An 18,620-nucleotide genomic window follows, 5' to 3' on the forward strand; every position below is an offset into this window, starting at 1 on the left:
GTCGGGTTATCCGGGGGGCCACTGCATGCCGCGGCCGCCCAGCACATGGGCGTGCGCGTGGAAGACCGTCTGCCCGGCCCCGCTCCCGGTGTTGAAGACGATGCGGTAGCTGTCGAGCTTCTCCTCGGCGGCGACCTCACCGGCCTCGCGCACGACGTCGGCGAGGATCGCCGGTTCGGCGACGGCGAGGGAGGCGGCGTCCGGGTGGTGGACCTTGGGAATCACCAGGACGTGGATGGGCGCCTGCGGGCTGATGTCCCGAAAGGCGAGCGTCGTGTCGGTCTCCCGGACGACGGTAGCCGGAATCTTCCCCCCGACAATCTTGCAGAACAGACAATCGTCCTGCGTTTCCCCTGCCATGCGCGGCCTCCTGACACTGAATGATCGATAGCTCCCCTGGCCCCGCATGGTACCGAGACCCCTACGCGCGGGGACCCGCACAGACGCGCCCCAAAGGGGCGCGGGGAACTGCGCGCCCAGCCACAGCCGCCCGGCACCCGAAAACCCACCGCCGACCACCCTCCGGAAGACCGAGGGCAGGGGCCTGGGGGCGGCACCGGCAACCACCCCGCACAGACGCGCCCCGAAGGGGCGCGGGGAACTGCGCGCCCAGCCACAGCCGCCCGGCACCCGAAAACCCACCGCCGGCCACCCTCCGGAAGACCGAGGGCAGGGGCCTGGGGGCGGCAGCCCCCAGACATCCCCCCCCTGCACCGGGTGCCTAAACCCCAGGCAAACGCGGCGCAGCCTTCGCCGGGCTGGTCTCCAGCCCCGCCAACGCGATCCGGATCGCCTCGTCCAACTGCACGTCACGCCCGGCGGCGTAGTCCTGCGGCGCCTGCACCACCTCGACGTCGGGGTCGACACCGTGGTTCTCCACGCCCCACTCGTACCCCTCCAGCCAGAACGCGTACTTCGGCTGTGTGACGAGCGTCCCGTCGACCAGCCGGTACCGGCTGTCGATCCCGATGACGCCGCCCCAGGTGCGCGTACCGACGACCGGCCCGATCCCCAGCGCCTTGATCGCGGCGTTCACGATGTCGCCGTCCGAGCCGGAGAACTCGTTGGCGACGGCGACCACGGGCCCGCGCGGCGCGTCCTCCGGGTAGCTGGTGGGCCGCATCCCACGGGCGAGGTCCCAGCCGACGATCCGCCGGGCGAGCTTCTCGACGACCAGCTGCGAGGTGTGGCCGCCGCGGTTCTCGCGGACGTCCACGACGAGTCCCTCCCGGGCCACCTCGATCCGCAGGTCACGGTGGATCTGCGCCCAGCCGGGCGCCTGCATGTCGGGCACATGGAGGTAGCCGAGCCGTCCGCCGGACTTCTCGTGCACATAGGCACGCCGGTCGGCGACCCACGCGTGGTAGCGCAGCGGCTCCTCGTCGGACATCGGTACGACCACCGCGTGCCGCGCGTCGCCGCCGCCCGCCGGGGAGATGGTCAGCTCGACGGGCTTGCCCGCCGTGCCGACGAGCAGGGGTCCTGGTCCTGCCACCGGGTCCACGGGCCGCCCGGAGACGGCCACGATCGCGTCTCCCGCGCGGACCGCGACCCCGGGCGCGGCGAGCGGCGACTGCGCGTCCGGGTCGGAGGTCTCCGACGGCAGGATGCGGTCGATCCGCCACTGCGCCGGCCCCTGCGCACCGGAGCCGGCGGCGTCCTCGTGGCGGGAGATGTCGGCGCCGAGCAGCCCCTGCCGGTCCCCGCCGCCGAATCCGCCGCGCGGCATGACGTACGCGTGGGAGGTGCCCAGTTCACCCTGCACCTCCCAGAGCAGGTCGACCAGGTCGTCGTGGGTGGCGACCCGGGCGAGGACGGGGCGGTAGCGGTCCAGGACGCCGTCCCAGTCGGTGCCGCCCAGGTCGGAGCGCCAGAAGTTGTCGCGCATGAGGCGGCCGGTCTCGTCGTACATCTGCCGCCACTCGGCGGCCGGGTCGACGCTCTGGCGGATGCGCGACAGGTCGACGGTGATGTTGGAGTCGCTCTCGTCGTCGTTCGAGGCGCGCCGGTCGCTCGGTACGACCTTGAGCTTGCCGTCGGTCCACAGCAGGATCCGCTTGCCGTCGCCGGTGACCAGGAAGCTGTCGGCGTCCGAGGCGAGGTGCTCGATGCGCTGCTGGACGAGGTCGTAGCGCTCCAGGTCGGTCTTCGGGTCCGGGTCGTCCGGGGTGGCGCGCGAGGCGCCCAGCACGCCCCGTACGGGGTGCCGCAGCCACAGCAGTCCGTCCTTGGCGGCCCGCAGCCCGCTGTAGCGGGCGGCCTCCACGGGGAACGCCACGATGCGGTCGCCGAGCCCGTCGAGGTCGATGCGGGTGGCCGGGGAGCCCTCACTGTCGGGTGTCTCGGCCCCCGGGCTGTCCGCCGCCTCGAAGGGCCGGCCGTGCCGCTGCGGTCCGAAGGGCGAGGGGGTGGTGGCGGCGAGGGTGATGAGGTGCGGCCGCGAGCCCCCGACGAAGGCGAGGTCGAAGACGTGCTCGTCGTAGACGGGGTCGAAGGACCGCGCGGACAGGAAGGCCAGGTGCTTGCCGTCGAGGGTGAACGCGGGCGCGTAGTCGCGGAACCGCAGCGGGGTCGCCTCGGTCACCGACAGGTCCGCGGTGTTGGCGAGCTTGAGCTGGCGCAGCGGGCGCGGCCCGGGGTGCGACCAGGCCAGCCAGGCCGAGTCGGGTGAGAAGACGAGCCCGGAGACCTCGCCGTCCTCGCTGCGGTCGACCTCCCTGACCTCGCCGGTCTCCCGCTCGACGAGCAGGACCCGGCCGTCGTGCGAGGCGACCGCGGCGCGGCTGCCGTCGGGTGCCATGGCGAGCCCGAGGACGCGGCCGAGCTGTCCGGCGGCGAGCCGGCGCGGGGTCGCGCCCGGGGCGACGCCGGTCGCCGGGGCGAACTCCAGCGCGTCGTCGCCCTCCGCGTCCGTCGCCCACACCACGTGCTCCTCGCCGTCGGCGCGGAAGGTGCGGGGCAGCCTGGCCCGTACGCCCTGTTCGGCGGCGAGCGCGCGGGTGGGGCCCGAGCGGTGGGTGACCCAGTGGACGGCGCCGCGCACGGAGACCGCGCTGCCGCGTCCGGTGTGGTCGGGGGCGGCGGCGCCGAACCAGCGGGACGCACTCACGGGATGCGGCTGCAGGTCGACGCGCTGGCCGCCGAGCCGGATGTCGAGCCTGCGCGGCTCGGCCCCGTCGAGGTCGTCGAGGATCCACAGTTCACCGGCGGACGCGTACACGACGCGGGTGCCGTCGGTGGCGGCGTGCCGGGCGTAGAACCCCTCGATGCCGGTGTGCCGCCGCAGGTCGGAACCGTCGGCGAGGGAGGAGTACACGGCCCCCACGCCCTCGTGGTCGGAGAGGAAGACGACGCGCTCCCCGACCCACGACGGATACTCCACGTTCCCGTCCAGATCGGCGTGCAGCCGTACGAACTCCCCGGCCTCCCCGTCGCCCTCGCGGTCGATCCACAGCTTGCCCGCGGTGCCGCCCCGGTAGCGCTTCCACCAGGCGGCCTCGCGGCCCATGGGCGCGGACAGCAGGACGGTGCCCGGCCCGTACGCCACGTCGCCGACGGGCCCGTACGGGAGGGTGGTCGCCGGTCCGCCGTCGAGCGGCACGGCGCGGGCCCAGCTGCGGCGCAGGCTCGCCTGGCCCTGCGTGCTGAGCGCGAGGACCTGTCCGTCGGGGGTCCAGCCGCGCACCTGGGTCTTCCAGCTGCCCCAGTACGTGAGGCGTCTGGCGGCGCCCCCGTCGACGGGGGCGACATGCACCTCGGGGGCGCCGTCGCTGGTCGAGGTCCAGGCGACGGTCGCCCCGTCGGGGGAGATGCGTGGATGGTTCACCGGGACGTTGTCGGCGCTGACGCGCCAGGCGCGGCCGCCGTCGAGCGGCGCGACCCAGACGTCGTCCTCGGCGGTGAAGGTGATCAACTCACCGTGCAGATGCGGATACCGGAGATACGCGGAAGTCGTGGCGGATGCGGCGGAAACGGCGGATGCAGGCTGTGTCACCCGATCACCCTATGCAGCCGTCCCGTTCGCGACCAGAGCTTTCGATCACTTCCCCTGGAAGCAGGAACATCCGGGATGCGGATACTCGGTCACGGTCCGGGTCACGGTGACGGTCGCGCCCGGGGTCCGGGGCGGCGCAGTCGTCCTGTTGTCGACGCTACTCGGGGTGCCGGCCCGGCAGTTGCCGAGGACGTCCACCCGGAACACCTGTCTGCCGCCGACCCGGGCGGTGAGGTCGCCCCGTACGCAGGTGCCGTTGACCTCCTGCGTGACCTCGCCCTTGATGGTGATGTCCCGTCCGTCGCCGGTCTCGCCCCGGCAGTCGACGTCCGCGACGCGCCGTGCGCTCGGTGAGGCCCCGCGGCTCTCGCCGTCGTTCCCGTACGAGGCGGTGCAGTTGAGCCACCGGACGTCGAAGCCCTTGTCCTCCAGCGCGCGGGTGCCGGTCTGGTCGGTGGTGATCACCACGGCGGCGATGCTCAGGCCGTTGCCCGGTTCGCAGGCGACCAGCCCGCAGCCTGCTGCCGCCGCGACGAAGGCCATCGCGGCCCCACGCCGCCCGCGTCCTACCCGCCTCATTACCCCCATGCCCGGCAGAGTGCCACCACCCGGCCCCCCGCGACAGCCCTCATACGGCCACGCTCCACGGCCCCGCAGCTACCCGTCCCACCCCTGGGGGCTGAACGGCCTCGTCCTCAAACGCCGGACGGGCTGAAAAGCCGGGGCGCAGCCCCGCTTTTCAGGGGCGCGGGGAACTGCGCACCCAGCCCCACCGAACCCGCACCCTCACTCGCACCCTCACTCGCACCCGCACCCGCACCCGCACCCGCACCCGCCGGGACGGCACCCCGAGCTAAGACCACCGCCCCGTTCGGCCCAGCAGCAGCGCCCCCGCCGCCGTCCCCGCAGTAGACGTCCGCAACACACTCCGCCCCAACCGGCACACCCGCGCTCCCACACCCGTGAACGCCGTCAACTCCTCAGGCGACACCCCGCCTTCGGGCCCGACGACGAGCACGATCCGCCCCGCGGCCGGGAGTTCGACCGTGGCGAGCGGCTCGGCCGGGTACCCCCGGTCCTCGTGCAGCACCGCGGCGAACTCCGCGTCGGCCAGAAACGCGGCAACCTGCTTCGTCGTCATCGCGTCCGCGACCGCCGCGAACCGCACCCGGCGCGACTGCTTTCCGGCCTCGCGCGCGGTGGCCCGCCACTTCCCGAGCGCCTTCAGCCCGCGCTCGCCCTTCCACTGCGTGACGCAACGCGCCGCCGACCAGGGGACGATCTCGTCGACGCCGGTCTCGGACATGGTCTCGACGGCGAGTTCACCGCGGTCGCCCTTGGGCAGGGCCTGCACGACGGTGATGCGGGGCGCGGGTGCCGGCTCCTCGCGCACCTCCTGGAGGCCGCCCACCACGAGCCGGTCCTTGCCCTCGGCGGACTTCACCACGCCGTCGGCCCAGCGGCCGAGCCCGTCGGTGAGGACCACGGCCTCGCCGGACCGCAGCCGCTTCACGGACACGGCGTGCCGCCCCTCGGGGCCTTCGAGCACGAACTCGGGGCCGTGGGGCACCTCGTCCACCACGAACACCGGAGCGGTCACCGGCCCGTGCCCTCACCCGGGTGGGACGACAACGCCGTCCCGGCGGCGGCGAGTTCGGCCGCCAGTACCTCCACCAGCTGCCCGGCCGGCAGCTCACGGGCGAGCCGGTGGCCCTGCCCGGCCCACAGCGCCATCCCCTGCGCGTCCCCGGCCTTGGCCGCCGCCTTGCGCAGCCCGGAGGTGAGGTGGTGGACGTCGGGGTAGGCGGCGGGCGCGTACGGCCCGTGCTCCCGGACGAAGCGGTTCATCAGCCCCCGCGCGGGCCGCCCGGAGAACGCCCGCGTCAACTGCGTACGGACGAAGAGGGGGTTGGTCAGCGCCTGCTTGTGCAGGGCGTTGGCGCCGGACTCGGGGGTGGCGAGGAAGGCCGTGCCCAGCTGGGCGGCGCTCGCGCCGGCGGCCAGCGCCGCGGCGATCTGGCTGCCGCGCATGATGCCGCCGGCCGCGACGATCGGGATCTGCACGGTCTCGCGGACCTGCGCGATGAGCGAGAGCAGTCCGATGCCGGACCCGTCGGTCTCCGGGTTGTCCCGGTGGGTGCCCTGGTGGCCGCCGGCCTCGACGCCCTGCACGATCACCGCGTCGGCGCCCGCCCACTGCACGGCCTGCGCCTCCTCCGCGGTGGTCGCCGTGACCAGGGTCAGCGTGCCGGCCCGGCTCAGGGAGTCCAGGACGTCCCGGGTGGGACAGCCGAAGTGGAAGGAGACGACCGGCACCGGGTTGTCGAGGAGGACGGCGAGTTTGGCGTCGTAGCCGTCGTCGCGTCCGCTGTCGGGGTCGCCCAGCTCCGTCTCGTACCAGGAGGCCTCACCGGCGAGCTGGTGGGCGTAGACCTCGACCGCGGACCGGTCGGCGTGCTCGGGCTGCGGCATGAAGACGTTCACGCCGAACGGCCGGCTCGTGGCCCCGCGCAGCTGCTTGATGTCCTGGTACATGCCGTCGGCCGTCTTGTACCCGGCGGCGAGGAAGCCGAGCCCCCCGGCCTCGGACACGGCCGCGGCGAGCTGCGGCACGGAGACGCCGCCCGCCATCGGGGCCTGCACGATCGGGAGGGGGAAAAGATCGGTCAGCGCGGAGGACATGACGGCATGTTGTCACGTCCTCCACGCAAGTCCGAATCCGGCCGTCCGCCGGGCATAAGCCACAGGAAACATCCCGCGCGGAGCCCGGCGTCCGGCGCGCGCCCGGTATCCGCCCGGCGCGCGCCCAGCGATCAGCTGCGGCCGTTGAACGCGTCCTTCAGCCGGGAGAACAATCCCTGCTGACCGGGCTGGAACTGGCCCGTGGGGCGTTCCTCACCCCGCAGCTGAGCCAGTTCCCGCAGCACCCGCTCCTGCTCGGGGTCGAGCTTCGTCGGCGTCATGACCTCGACGTGGACGATGAGGTCGCCGCGCCCGCCACCGCGCAGATGCGTGATCCCCCGCCCGTGCTTGGGAATCGACTGCCCGGACTGCGTGCCGGGACGGATGTCGACCTCTTCGAGCCCGTCGAGCGTCTCCAGCGGAACCTTCGTGCCCAGCGACGCCGCCGTCATCGGAATGGTGACGGTGCAGTGCAGATCGTCGCCGCGCCGCTGGAACATGGCGTGCGGCATCTCGTGGATCTCGACGTACAGGTCGCCGGCGGGGCCGCCGCCGGGGCCGACCTCGCCCTCACCCGCGAGCTGGATCCGCGTGCCGTTGTCCACACCGGCGGGGATCTTCACGGTCAGGGTCCGGCGCGACCGCACCCGTCCGTCGCCCGCGCACTCGGGGCACGGCGTCGGAACGACCGTCCCGAACCCCTGGCACTGCGGACACGGCCGCGACGTCATGACCTGGCCCAGGAAGGACCGGGTGACCTGGGACACCTCACCGCGACCGCGGCACATGTCACAGGTCTGCGCGGACGTGCCGGGCGCGGCGCCCTCACCACTGCACGTGGTGCAGACGACGGCCGTGTCGACCTGTATGTCCTTCGTGGTGCCGAAGGCCGCCTCGTCGAGGTCGATCTCCAGCCTGATCATCGCGTCCTGGCCGCGCCGTGTGCGGGACCGCGGGCCCCGCTGCGACGCCGTACCGAAGAACGCGTCCATGATGTCCGAGAAGTTCCCGAAGCCGCCCGCGCCGAAGCCACCCGCGCCGCCGCCGCCCGCCTGGGACAGCGGGTCACCGCCGAGGTCGTAGACCTGCTTCTTCTGCGGGTCCGACAACACCTCGTACGCGGCGTTGATCTCCTTGAAGCGCTCTTGCGTCTTCGGATCGGGATTGACGTCCGGGTGCAGCTCGCGGGCGAGCCGCCGGAATGCCTTCTTGATCTCGTCCTGGGACGCGTCGCGGCGCACGCCGAGTACGGCGTAGTAGTCCGTGGCCACCTACGACTCCGCCAGGATCTGTCCTACGTACCGTGCCACCGCTCGTACCGCTCCCATCGTTCCGGGGTAATCCATGCGTGTCGGTCCGACCACACCGAGTTTGGCGACTGCTTCGCCGCCCGAACCGTAGCCGACCGACACCACGGAAGTGGAGTTGAGTCCCTCATGGGCGTTCTCGTGACCGATCCGTACGGCCATGCCCGAATCATTGACCTCACCCAGGAGCTTGAGGAGCACGACCTGCTCCTCCAGCGCCTCAAGGACCGGACGGATGGTGAGGGGAAAGTCATGTCCGAAGCGGGTCAGATTGGCGGTGCCGCCGATCATCAGCCGCTCCTCGGTCTCCTCGACCAGAGTCTCCAGGAGGGTGGAGAGCACCGTCGCGACCGTCCCCCGGTCCTCCGACTCGAAGGCGTCGGGGAGATCTTGCACCAGTTGCGGGACGTCCGCGAAACGGCGGCCCACGATCCGGCTGTTGAGCCGCGCGCGCAGATCCGCCAGGGATGCCTCCCCGAAGGGAGCCGGGCAGTCCACCATGCGCTGTTCGACCCGGCCGGTGTCCGTGATCAGTACGAGCATCACGCGGGCCGGGGCCAGCGAGAGCAGCTCCACATGACGCACGGTCGAGCGGGTGAGCGAGGGGTACTGGACGACCGCGACCTGCCGGGTGAGCTGCGCGAGGAGCCGCACGGTCCGCCCCACGACGTCGTCGAGGTCGACGGCGCCGTCCAGGAAGTGGTGGATCGCCCGCCGCTCGGGCGCGGTCATCGGCTTGACGCCCGCGAGCCGGTCGACGAAGAGGCGGTAGCCCTTGTCCGTGGGGATACGGCCGGCACTGGTGTGCGGCTGCGCGATGTACCCCTCGTCCTCCAGGACCGCCATGTCGTTGCGCACGGTCGCCGGGGAGACGCCCAGTCTGTGGCGCTCGGTGAGCGCCTTCGAGCCGACCGGTTCCTCCGTGCCCACGTAGTCCTGGACGATGGCGCGCAACACTTCGAGCCTGCGTTCACTGAGCATCGCGCACACCTCCAGCCGGTCATCGGTCGTCGTCGTGGATCTTCTTCAGTCTTCTTCGCCTGGCACTCAGCGCGCGCGAGTGCCAGCATCCCCCGGTCAGTGTACGGCCGGTGGGTACGGGCCCGGCAAGGGCGGGCCTGCGATGTCACGTCACCGGACACCCCGGGAACGACGACGTGTACGGGGCTGTCCCGCTCTGTCGGGCTCTGTCGGGCCCCTCGGACTCCACCGGGCTCCGTCGGGCCCTGTCGGGAACTTGAAGCTAGCGTCGACGTATGACGGTGACTTGGGAAGGGGCCGGGCCCGGTGAGCCCGGCTGGGAGGAACTGTCCCCGTACGCGGGGCGGTACCGGCTTCCGGTCTGGGACTGCACGGCCGGGCTCGTGGTGGGCGAGGACGCGGCGCTCATGATCGACGCGGGATCGAGCGTGCGGGAGGGCGCGTGGTTGCGCACGCGGGCTCGGCGGCTGCTCGGTGCCACCCGGTCGCCCGGGTCCGGCCCGTCGCCGGGGGTCGGCCGGGTCACGCACCTCGCCCTCACCCACCCGCACTTCGACCATGTCTTCGGGGCGGCGGCGTTCGCGGGGGTCGAGGTGTTCGCGGCGGTGGGCGCCGAGCGGGTGCTGGACGAGGAGCGGGACGCACTGCGCGCCGACGCCGTGGCCAACGGCGCCGACCCGGACGAGGCGGCGGGAGCGGCGGACCTCCTGGTCCGGCCCCGGCACCTCGTCTGCGGCGAGCGGACGCTCGACCTGGGCGGGGGCCGGCAGGTCCTGCTGGCGAACGTGGGCCCGGGGCACACGGGCCACGACCTGGCGGTCCTGGTGACCGGGACCGCCCCCGGAACCGCCCCCGGGAACGGTTCGCCGGAGATCGTCTTCTGCGGCGACCTGGTCGAGGAGTCCGGCGAACCCCAGGCCGGCCCGGACGCCGCGCCCGCCCACTGGCCGGCGGCACTCGACCGGCTGCTGGCGCTCGGCGGCGAGGACGCGCTGTACGTGCCCGGACACGGGGCCGTGGTGGACGCGGCGTTCGTACGGGCCCAACGGGACCTGTTGGCGCGGCGTTTCGGCGTGTCGTAGGGGGTGTCGGTGTACCTGGCCGGGACCTTCTCCTATCGTCATCCGAATGCGCCAGTACTCAGCGGACCTGACCCCTCCCTGGAAGAAGCCCAAGCCCGTGCCCGAGGTGGCGGCGGAGCCGGGGCTCGTGGTCGAGGAGCCAGGGACCGGATTCTGCGGTGCCGTGATCCGCTGCGAGGCGGGAACGGTCACCCTTGAGGACCGCTTCGGCAAGCACCGGGTGTTCCCGCTGGATCCCCGCGGCTTCCTCCTTGAGGGGCGCGTGGTGACACTCGTACGCCCCTCCGCCGCACCGGTACGCCCCACGCGTACGGCATCGGGGTCGGTCGCCGTTCCCGGGGCGCGGGCCCGGGTGGCGCGGGCGGGGCGCATCTACGTCGAGGGCCGGCACGACGCCGAGCTGGTCGAGCGGGTGTGGGGTGACGACCTCCGTGTCGAGGGGGTCGTCGTCGAGTACCTGGAGGGCATCGACGATCTGCCCGCCGTGGTCGACGCGTTCGATCCCGGGCCGGACGCACGGCTGGGGGTGCTCGTGGACCATCTGGTCCCCGGCACGAAGGAGTCACGGATCGCGGCGGCCGTGACGAGCGAGTACGCCCTTGTCGTGGGCCATCCCTACATCGACGTCTGGGAGGCCGTGAAGCCCGCGTCCGTGGGCATCGCGGGCTGGCCCCGGGTGCCGCGGGGGCGGGACTGGAAGACGGGGGTGTGCTGGGAGCTGGGGTGGCCGGAGAACACGGGGGCGGCGTGGGAGCGGATCCTCGGCTCGGTCCGGTCGTACCGCGACTTGGAGCCTGAGCTGCTGGGCGCCGTGGAGCGACTGATCGACCATGTGACCGTGCCCTGACACGGACAGGGTCGTTGAAAGCATCGGGACCGGTGGGCTGCTCTCCGCACGCGCGGAGGTGGTCCGTCGATCAGTTCGTCCACCCGGCCGAGCAGGTCGTGCTCCCCGCCGCTGCGGGGGTCGCCCCCTCAGTCCACCAGGTCCCGTACCACCGCGTCCGCCAGCAACCGCCCCCGCAGGGTGAGCACCGCCCGCCCCTCCTCGTACGGCCCGGCCTGAATCAGACCGTCCGAGACCGCCCGGCGCGCCGCCGCGAGACCGTCCGGCCGCAGCAGCGACAGCGGGCACCCCTCCAGAAGCCGCAGCTCCAGCAGGATCCGCTCCACCCGCCGGTCCTCGTCCGACAGCACCTCACGGCCCGCCCCGGGCGACCGCCCCGCCGCCAACGCCCCCGCGTACGCCCCGGGATGCTTGACGTTCCACCACCGCACCCCGCCCACATGGCTGTGCGCCCCGGGCCCGGCCCCCCACCAGTCCGCGCCGCGCCAGTACAGCTCGTTGTGGAGGCACCGGCCGGCCTCCGAGGTGGCCCAGTTGGACACCTCGTACCAGGAGAAGCCCGCCTGCGACAGGCGATCCTCGGCCATCAGATAGCGGTCCGCGTGGACGTCGTCGTCGGTCATCGGCACCTCACCGCGCCGGATGCGCCGCGCGAGCTGCGTCCCCTCCTCGACGATCAGCGCGTACGCCGACACGTGGTCGGGCCCGGCACCGATCGCCGCGTCGAGCGAGGCCCGCCAGTCGTCGTCGCTCTCCCCCGGCGTGCCGTAGATGAGGTCGAGGTTCACGTGGTCGAAGCCGGCCGCGCGGGCCTCGGCGACGCAGGCCTCGGGCCGGCCGGGGGTGTGGGCGCGGTCGAGCACCTGGAGCACGTGCTGTCGCGCGCTCTGCATCCCGAAGGAGATCCGGTTGAAGCCGCCGGCCCGGAGCGTGGCCAGGTACGCCGGGTCCACCGACTCCGGGTTCGCCTCGGTGCTGATCTCCGCGTCGTCCGCGAGCCCGAACTCGTCCCGGATCGCCCCCAGCATCCGTACGAGGTCGTCGGCGGCCAGGAGTGTGGGCGTACCGCCGCCGACGAAGACCGTGCGGACCGGCCGCGGGTCGTCGCCGAGGACCTTGCGGGCCAGGCGGACCTCGTCGGTCAGCGTCGAGGCGTAGTTGTCGCGGGAGGCCAGCACACCCCCCGAGCCGCGCAGCTCCGTCGCCGTGTACGTGTTGAAGTCGCAGTAGCCGCAGCGGGTCGCGCAGTACGGGACGTGGAGGTAGAACCCGAGCGGACGGTCGGCCGCGCCGGTCAGGGCGTGCGCGGGCAGCGCCCCGTCGTCGGGGACGGGCTCGCCGTCGGGAAGTGCGGAAGGCATGTCTCCCATTGTCCCGTACGCACGGATGTACCCGTCCCCGGTGGACTGGGGCCACTCCCACCGAACCGCCCGACACCCCAGCCTCCTCCCGGGCCGCCGGGCCCCGGGCTCCTAGTCCGCCTGAATCACCAGCAGCGCCAGGTCGTCCTCCGGCGGCCGCCCGCCGAACTCGTGCACCAGCCGTCGGATCCGCTCGGCGATCAGCCCCGCGCCGAGCCCCGCGCAGCCGGCGAGCGCGGTCGCCAGCCCGTCCTCGTCGTCGAACTGCCGGTGTCCGTCGCGCCGCTCCGTGACGCCGTCCGTGACGCAGAGGATGCTGTCGCCCGGCCCCAGCTCGAAGGTCCCGCAGTGGTAGCCGGCGTCCTCGAAGACGCCGAGGAGGGTCTGCGGCTGGGCCACCTCGTAAACCTTCCCCGAGGGCTCCAGGAGCAGCGGCAGCGGATGCCCGGCGGAGGCCATGGTGCAGCGCACCCCGCCCTCGAAGGGCATGAGCTCGCCGTAGAGGAGGGAGAGGAAGCGGGTCTGCGGTCCCTCGTCGGCGAGCCCCTGGCCGCCCGCCGCCACGAGGGCGCGGGCCGCCGCGTCCGCGGTCTCGGTGGCGTCGTCGAGGAGCAGCTGGTTGAGGCGGTCGAGGACCTCGGGCACCGCGTACCCCTCGCGGGCGAGCAGCCGCAGCCAGGGCCGGGCGAGGCCGATGACGACGGCCGCCTCGGGCCCCTTGCCCTGGACGTCGCCGAGGGCGAAGCACCAGCGGCCGTCCCCGGCGGGGAAGAGGTCGTAGAAGTCCCCGCTCGGTCCGCCCTTGTCGCACGGCTCGTAGACGAGCGCGCTGTGCACCCCGGGGATCTCGGCGACCGCTCCGGGCAGCAGCCCGCGCTGCAGTACGCGGCTGATGGTGGCCTGGCGCGCGTACTGGCGGGCCGCTCCGACGGCGAGCGCCACCCGGCGGCTGAGGTCCTCGACGAGCCCGGTCGTCTCGTCGGGGAAGTGGTCCTGCCCGGCCCGGCCGATGACGAGGGCGCCGAGCGGTCTGCCTCCGGCGATCAGCCGGAACGCGAGAGCCGATCCCCTGGACGCCTTCGCCCCCAGCGCCTCGGCCGGCCACGGCACGGGCACGGGCCCGGAGCGCGCCGACTCGGGCAGCGCGGGCGGGTCCTTCTCCAGGAACCGGCGCAGCTCCTCCATACGGTTCTCGCTGCCGTGCCAGACGCGGGCGAGCCGGGGTCCGCCGACGACGCCGCCGTCGGAGCGGCCCGGTGCCTCGTCCTCCAGCCACACCGCGCACCAGTCGGCGAGCCGGGGCACGACCAGCTGTCCGGTGAGTGCGGCGATCAGGTCCTCGTCGAGCTGCCCGGCGAGCAGGTCGGAGGCCTCGGCGAGGAAGGAGAGGGCGCCGCGGTTGAGCCAGTCCTGGTCCTGTACGCCGCGCCGGGGCGCGGGGGCGAGGATCTCGGCGGCCCGCTGCCCCCGCCACAGGGCACGCTCGCCCTCGTAGGCCTCGGCCTCGGCCGTCGTCTCCGCCTCGGCCTCCGCCGCCGCTTCCGTCTCCGCCTCCGCCGCCGCGACGCCCTCGACGAGCAGCCGCGCCCACACCGTCTTGGTACCGGTGCGGTAGGTGATGCCCCAGGCGTCGGAGAGCCTGGAGACGAGCCGCAGACCGCGGCCGTATTCGACCGTTTCGTGCTCCCGGTCGGCCCCGTCGTCACGTACGACCCGCTCGGGGTGATGGTCGGAGACCTCTATGACGAGGGCGCTCCCACCGGCGAGGGCGCCGTCGGGGCCCGTGCCGCCCGGGGCCGCCACGGAGCAGTCCTGGTCGTCGCAGCGGTCGAGCCGACAGGTCAGTTCCACGTCCGTGCCGGCGTGCACGACGGCGTTCGTCACGAGTTCGCTGACGACCACCAGGGCGTCCCCGACGAGCCGTTCGGTGACCGACTCCGCGCCGCACAGAGCGAGTTCGGTCCACTCCGCGAGCGTCGTACGGACGAATCGGCGGGCCGCGCCCGGTGCGAGGGAGTTGCCGGGCAACGATGTACGTACCACCGTGTGCGGGCGCGCCGCGGCGCACGGAGCGTGGGACACGAACTCGCGTTGCGTCGGAATGGCCCCCACGGTGCGGCTCCCTGAGCAGTTCGGACGAATACGCCTCAGGCGATGCCGCCAGAGTGACAGACTGGCTGCGCCCATAAGCATCGAGTTACCGAAGTGGGCCATCATGCCCGAGAACAGTGCTATGCATGTGCTCGACGACGGACAGATCCGGGTATCGGAGCTGCGTCCCCTGCTGGCGGCCATGGCTTCCGCCCGGGACGGCGACTTCAGCAAGGCGCCCGAGGCGGGGAACGGCATAGCGGCCGAGCTGATCATGGTGTTCAACCAGATTCTGGATCGCAGTGTCCATTTCAACGCGGAGGCCCAGCGCGTCCGCCGGGAGATCGTGCGCCACGGCCGGCTGGACGAGCGGCTCTCCGCGAGCCCGGGGCAAGGTCACTGGACGACCAGGATCGACGATGTGAACCAGTTGCTCGACGCGCTGGTGGCACCGGCGGCCAACGCGACCCGGGTCCTCGACGCGGTGGCGGGCGGTGATCTGACACAGCGCGTCGACCTGCACGACGGGAACCGTCAACTGCGCGGCGATCTGCGCCGGTTGGGCCGGGCCGTGAACAAGATGGTCGACCAGCTGTCGCTGTTCACGGGTGAGGTGACCCGGGTGGCGCGCGAGGTCGGCACCGAGGGCCGGCTGGGCGGCCGGGCCAAGGTGACCGGTCTGTCGGGGAGCTGGCGCGATGTGACCGAGGCGGTCAACACGATGGCGTCCCGGCTGACCGCGCAGGTCCGTGACATCGCCCTGGTGACGACGGCGGTGGCGCGCGGTGACCTGACCCGCACGGTGACCGTCGAGGCGACCGGTGAGCTGCTCGAACTGAAGCTGACCGTGAACACGATGGTCGACCAGCTCTCCGCCTTCGCGGACGAGGTGACCCGGGTGGCCCGGGAGGTCGGCACGGTGGGCCAGCTGGGCGGCCGGGCCCAGGTGCGGGGCGTGTCCGGGGTCTGGAAGGACCTCACCGACAACGTCAACTTCATGGCCTCGAACCTGACCTCGCAGGTCCGCAACATCGCGCAGGTGACCACGGCCGTCGCCAACGGCGACCTGAGCCAGAAGATCACGGTCGACGCCCAGGGCGAGATCCTGGAGCTGAAGTCGACCATCAACACCATGGTCGACCAGCTCTCCGCCTTCGCCGACGAGGTCACCCGCGTCGCCCGCGAAGTCGGCACCGAGGGAAACCTCGGCGGCCGGGCCCAGGTACGGGGCGTCTCCGGCGTCTGGAAAGACCTCACCGACAACGTCAACTTCATGGCGGACAACCTCACTTCGCAGGTCCGCAACATCGCCCTCGTCTCCACGGCGGTGGCCCAGGGCGACCTCGGCAAGAAGATCACCGTCGAGGCGAAGGGCGAGATCCTGGAGCTGAAGAGCACCATCAACACCATGGTCGACCAGCTCTCCGCCTTCGCCGACGAGGTCACCCGCGTCGCCCGCGAAGTCGGCACCGAGGGAAACCTCGGCGGTCAGGCCCAGGTACGGGGCGTCTCCGGCGTCTGGAAAGACCTCACCGACAACGTCAACTTCATGGCGCTGAACCTCACTTCGCAGGTCCGCAACATCGCCCAGGTGACCACCGCCGTCGCCAACGGCGACCTCTCCAAGATGATCACCGTGGACGCCCGCGGCGAGATCCTGGAGCTGAAGGACACCGTCAACACGATGGTGGAGCAGCTGCGCGCCTTCGCCGACGAGGTGACGAGGGTGGCCCGCGAGGTCGGCACCGACGGACGGCTCGGTGGCCGGGCGCGGGTGCTGGGCGTCTCCGGTGTGTGGCGGGACCTCACCGACAACGTCAACTACATGGCGGACAACCTCACTTCGCAGGTCCGCAACATCGCGCAGGTCGCCACGGCGGTGGCCCAGGGCGATCTGTCGAAGAAGATCGACGTCGACGCGCGCGGCGAGATCCTGGAGCTGAAGAGCACCATCAACACGATGGTGGACACGCTGTCGTCCTTCGCCTCCGAGGTCACCCGGGTGGCCCGCGAGGTGGGTTCCGAGGGCCAGCTCGGCGGCCAGGCCCGGGTCGAGGGCGTGTACGGCACCTGGAAGCGCCTGACGACGAACGTGAACGAGCTGGCGCTGAACCTCACCACCCAGGTCCGCGCGATCGCCGAGGTGGCCTCCGCGGTGGCCCAGGGCGACATGTCCCGCTCGATCACGGTGGAGACCCAGGGCGAGGTCGCCGAGCTGAAGGACAACATCAACCTGATGGTGGCCAACCTCCGCGAGACCACCCGCGCCAAGGACTGGCTGGAGTCGAACCTCGCCCGCCTCGCCGCGCTCATGCAGGGCCACCGGGACCTGATGGAGGTCGCCGACCTGATCCTGCGCGAGCTGACCCCGCTGGTGAACGCGCAGTTCGGCGCCTTCTTCCTGGCCGACCCGGAGGAGGACGAGGCGTCCCTGCAGAAGGCGCTGCCCACCAAGGGGCTCGCCTTCATCGCCGGATACGGTTCGGCGCAGAGCGCGACGGTGGACACGGGCGGCATGCCGGTGCACGGGCTCGTACGGCAGGCCGCGCGGGAGAAGAAGCGGATCCTGGTGGCGGAGGCCCCGCCGGACTACATCAAGATCAACAGCGGTCTCGGCGAGGCGGCGCCCGCGAGCGTCGTCATCATCCCGATCCTCTTCGAGGACAAGCTGCTCGGGGTCATCGAACTCGCCTCGTTCTCCCGCTTCTCCGACGTCCACCTGGCGTTCTTCGACCAGTTCGTGAACACCATCGGCGTCGCGATCAACACCATCATCGCCAACTCCCGTACGGAGTCCCTGCTCGGCGAGTCCCAGCGGCTGGCGGTCCAGCTGCAGGACCGCTCCGACGAACTCCAGTCGCAGCAGGCCGAGTTGCAGCGTTCGAACGCCGAACTGGAGGAGAAGGCGGCACTGCTGGCGACGTCGTCGCAGTACAAGTCGGAGTTCCTGGCGAACATGTCGCACGAGCTGCGCACCCCGCTCAACTCGCTGCTGATCCTCGCCCGGCTGCTCTCCGACAACCCGGACGGTCATCTCTCCGAGCAGGAGGTGCAGTTCGCGTCGACCATCCACCGGTCGGGCTCGGACCTGCTCCAGCTCATCAACGACATCCTCGACCTCTCGAAGATCGAGGCCGGCCGGATGGACGTACGCCCCAAGAAGCTGCCGCTGATCAAGCTGCTCGACTACGTGCACGCCACCTTCCGCCCGCTCAGCATCGACCGGGGTCTCGCCCTGGAGGTGGAGGTCGGCGAGGACGTACCGCGTGAGATGTTCTCGGACGAGCAGCGGCTCCAGCAGATCCTGCGCAACCTGCTCTCCAACGCGATCAAGTTCACCGCGTCGGGCCGGGTCGAGCTGCGCGTCAGCCGGGTGAAGGATCCCGAGCCCGGCCTCACCCGGGAGAGCAGCGCCGACGTCATCGCGTTCGCGGTCTCCGACACCGGCATCGGCATCGCCCCGGAGAAACTTCCGGTGGTCTTCGAGGCGTTCCAGCAGGCCGACGGCACGACCAACCGCAAGTACGGCGGCACGGGCCTCGGCCTGTCCATCAGCCGGGAGATCGCGGGCCTGCTGGGCGGCCGCATCATCGCCGAGAGCACCCCCGGCGAGGGGTCCACCTTCACCCTGTACGTGCCGGTGGTCAGCCCCGGTCACCCGCCGGCCACGCCGGGCACCGAGGACCTGACCCTGCCCGAGCCCGAGCAGCTGTCCGGCGAGCCCTTCACCGCCCACGACCAGGACGACGGCTGGCCGGCGCCCACGAAGCTGGAGGAGTGGCGGACGGGCCGGGCGGGCCGGATCCTGCCGGGGCGGCGAGTGCTGATCGTGGACGACGACATCCGCAACGTCTTCGCGCTCACCCAGGTGCTGGGCCGGGTCGGAATGCCCGTCCTGTACGCGGAGAACGGCCGCGAGGGCATCGAGACGCTGGAGAGCGATCCGGACGTCGACCTCGTCCTGATGGACATCATGATGCCGGAGATGGACGGTTACGAGACCATCTCCGTCATCCGTCGCACCCCTCGCTGGACCGGACTTCCCATCGTCGCCCTCACCGCGAAGGCGATGCCGGGCGACCGCGAGAAGTCCATCGCGCGCGGGGCGAACGACTACGTCCCCAAGCCGGTGGACGTCGATCAGCTGCTGACCGTCGTCTGCGCCCTGCTGGACCCGGAGGGGCCGGACGCCGAGGAGCAGGGCGACTCCACCGGAACCGTCATCGCGGGAACCGGCACATCGGAGGAGCCCGTCCCGCCGACAACCGAATGAGA

Annotated in this window: 12 protein-coding genes; 3 read left to right on the plus strand and 9 right to left on the minus strand. The window is 72.2% G+C overall.

Annotated features, from left to right (window positions below; translation table 11 throughout):
• Positions 1-6: 6 nt before the first annotated feature.
• The 7 genes from ACLVWQ_RS00195 to hrcA form a co-directional block, all read right to left on the minus strand.
• Positions 7-360 (minus strand): histidine triad nucleotide-binding protein, encoded by a 354-nt coding sequence (locus ACLVWQ_RS00195; protein WP_414105970.1) that lies wholly within the window; start codon positions 358-360, stop codon positions 7-9.
• A 361-nt stretch (positions 361-721) separates the two neighbouring features.
• Positions 722-3,994: a S41 family peptidase gene (locus ACLVWQ_RS00200; RefSeq protein ID WP_414105971.1), complete on the minus strand. Its 3,273-nt coding sequence runs from the start codon at positions 3,992-3,994 to the stop codon at positions 722-724.
• Positions 3,995-4,039: 45 nt separating this feature from the next.
• Positions 4,040-4,537, minus strand: coding sequence for a hypothetical protein (locus ACLVWQ_RS00205; protein WP_414105972.1), 498 nt, complete (start codon positions 4,535-4,537; stop codon positions 4,040-4,042).
• Positions 4,538-4,847: 310 nt separating this feature from the next.
• A complete protein-coding gene (locus ACLVWQ_RS00210) occupies positions 4,848-5,594 on the minus strand; it encodes a 16S rRNA (uracil(1498)-N(3))-methyltransferase (RefSeq protein ID WP_414105973.1) in 747 nt (248 codons plus the stop codon).
• On the minus strand, positions 5,591-6,676 hold the full coding sequence (locus ACLVWQ_RS00215; protein WP_414105974.1) for a nitronate monooxygenase: 1,086 nt from the start codon (positions 6,674-6,676) through the stop codon (positions 5,591-5,593). The genes ACLVWQ_RS00210 and ACLVWQ_RS00215 overlap by 4 nt, the downstream gene beginning before the upstream one ends.
• A gap of 131 nt (positions 6,677-6,807) precedes the next feature.
• Positions 6,808-7,947, minus strand: coding sequence for a molecular chaperone DnaJ (gene dnaJ, locus ACLVWQ_RS00220; RefSeq protein WP_414105975.1), 1,140 nt, complete (start codon positions 7,945-7,947; stop codon positions 6,808-6,810).
• Positions 7,948-8,964: a heat-inducible transcriptional repressor HrcA gene (gene hrcA / locus ACLVWQ_RS00225; protein WP_055518464.1), complete on the minus strand. Its 1,017-nt coding sequence runs from the start codon at positions 8,962-8,964 to the stop codon at positions 7,948-7,950. It lies immediately after the preceding gene.
• A gap of 275 nt (positions 8,965-9,239) precedes the next feature.
• On the opposite strand from hrcA, the gene ACLVWQ_RS00230 reads away from it, so the two are divergent.
• Positions 9,240-10,046, plus strand: a complete 807-nt coding sequence (locus ACLVWQ_RS00230; RefSeq protein ID WP_414105976.1) for an MBL fold metallo-hydrolase — start codon at positions 9,240-9,242, stop codon at positions 10,044-10,046.
• A 46-nt stretch (positions 10,047-10,092) separates the two neighbouring features.
• Positions 10,093-10,893, plus strand: a complete 801-nt coding sequence (locus ACLVWQ_RS00235) for a DUF3097 domain-containing protein (RefSeq protein ID WP_414105977.1) — start codon at positions 10,093-10,095, stop codon at positions 10,891-10,893.
• A gap of 128 nt (positions 10,894-11,021) precedes the next feature.
• Here ACLVWQ_RS00235 and hemW read toward each other — a convergent pair whose 3' ends face one another.
• Both hemW and ACLVWQ_RS00245 read right to left on the minus strand, forming a co-directional pair.
• Positions 11,022-12,254 carry a radical SAM family heme chaperone HemW gene (hemW, locus tag ACLVWQ_RS00240; protein WP_414105978.1) on the minus strand — a complete coding sequence of 411 codons (1,233 nt, stop codon included), beginning with the start codon at positions 12,252-12,254 and terminating at the stop codon, positions 11,022-11,024.
• A 111-nt stretch (positions 12,255-12,365) separates the two neighbouring features.
• Positions 12,366-14,366, minus strand: a complete 2,001-nt coding sequence (locus ACLVWQ_RS00245) for a SpoIIE family protein phosphatase (protein ID WP_414105979.1) — start codon at positions 14,364-14,366, stop codon at positions 12,366-12,368.
• 103 nt (positions 14,367-14,469) lie between these two features.
• Here ACLVWQ_RS00245 and ACLVWQ_RS00250 point away from each other — a divergent pair, with 103 nt between their 5' ends.
• Positions 14,470-18,618: a HAMP domain-containing protein gene (locus tag ACLVWQ_RS00250; RefSeq protein ID WP_414105980.1), complete on the plus strand. Its 4,149-nt coding sequence runs from the start codon at positions 14,470-14,472 to the stop codon at positions 18,616-18,618.
• The last annotated feature ends 2 nt before the right edge of the window (positions 18,619-18,620 follow it).

This window comes from Streptomyces sp. CWNU-52B (genome assembly GCF_047444975.1).
Classification (GTDB): Bacteria; Actinomycetota; Actinomycetes; order Streptomycetales; family Streptomycetaceae; genus Streptomyces.

What these genes read in the sequence shown, in the direction of transcription:
- ACLVWQ_RS00195 (WP_414105970.1), bottom strand. Translation starts at nt 360, where the DNA reads ATGGCAGGGGAAACGCAGGACGATTGTCTGTTCTGCAAGATTGTCGGG.
- ACLVWQ_RS00205 (WP_414105972.1), bottom strand. Translation starts at nt 4,537, where the DNA reads ATGGCCTTCGTCGCGGCGGCAGCAGGCTGCGGGCTGGTCGCCTGCGAA.
- ACLVWQ_RS00215 (WP_414105974.1), bottom strand. Translation starts at nt 6,676, where the DNA reads ATGTCCTCCGCGCTGACCGATCTTTTCCCCCTCCCGATCGTGCAGGCC.
- hrcA (WP_055518464.1), bottom strand. Translation starts at nt 8,964, where the DNA reads ATGCTCAGTGAACGCAGGCTCGAAGTGTTGCGCGCCATCGTCCAGGAC.
- ACLVWQ_RS00230 (WP_414105976.1), top strand. Translation starts at nt 9,240, where the DNA reads ATGACGGTGACTTGGGAAGGGGCCGGGCCCGGTGAGCCCGGCTGGGAG.
- ACLVWQ_RS00235 (WP_414105977.1), top strand. Translation starts at nt 10,093, where the DNA reads ATGCGCCAGTACTCAGCGGACCTGACCCCTCCCTGGAAGAAGCCCAAG.
- hemW (WP_414105978.1), bottom strand. Translation starts at nt 12,254, where the DNA reads ATGCCTTCCGCACTTCCCGACGGCGAGCCCGTCCCCGACGACGGGGCG.
- ACLVWQ_RS00250 (WP_414105980.1), top strand. Translation starts at nt 14,470, where the DNA reads ATGCCCGAGAACAGTGCTATGCATGTGCTCGACGACGGACAGATCCGG.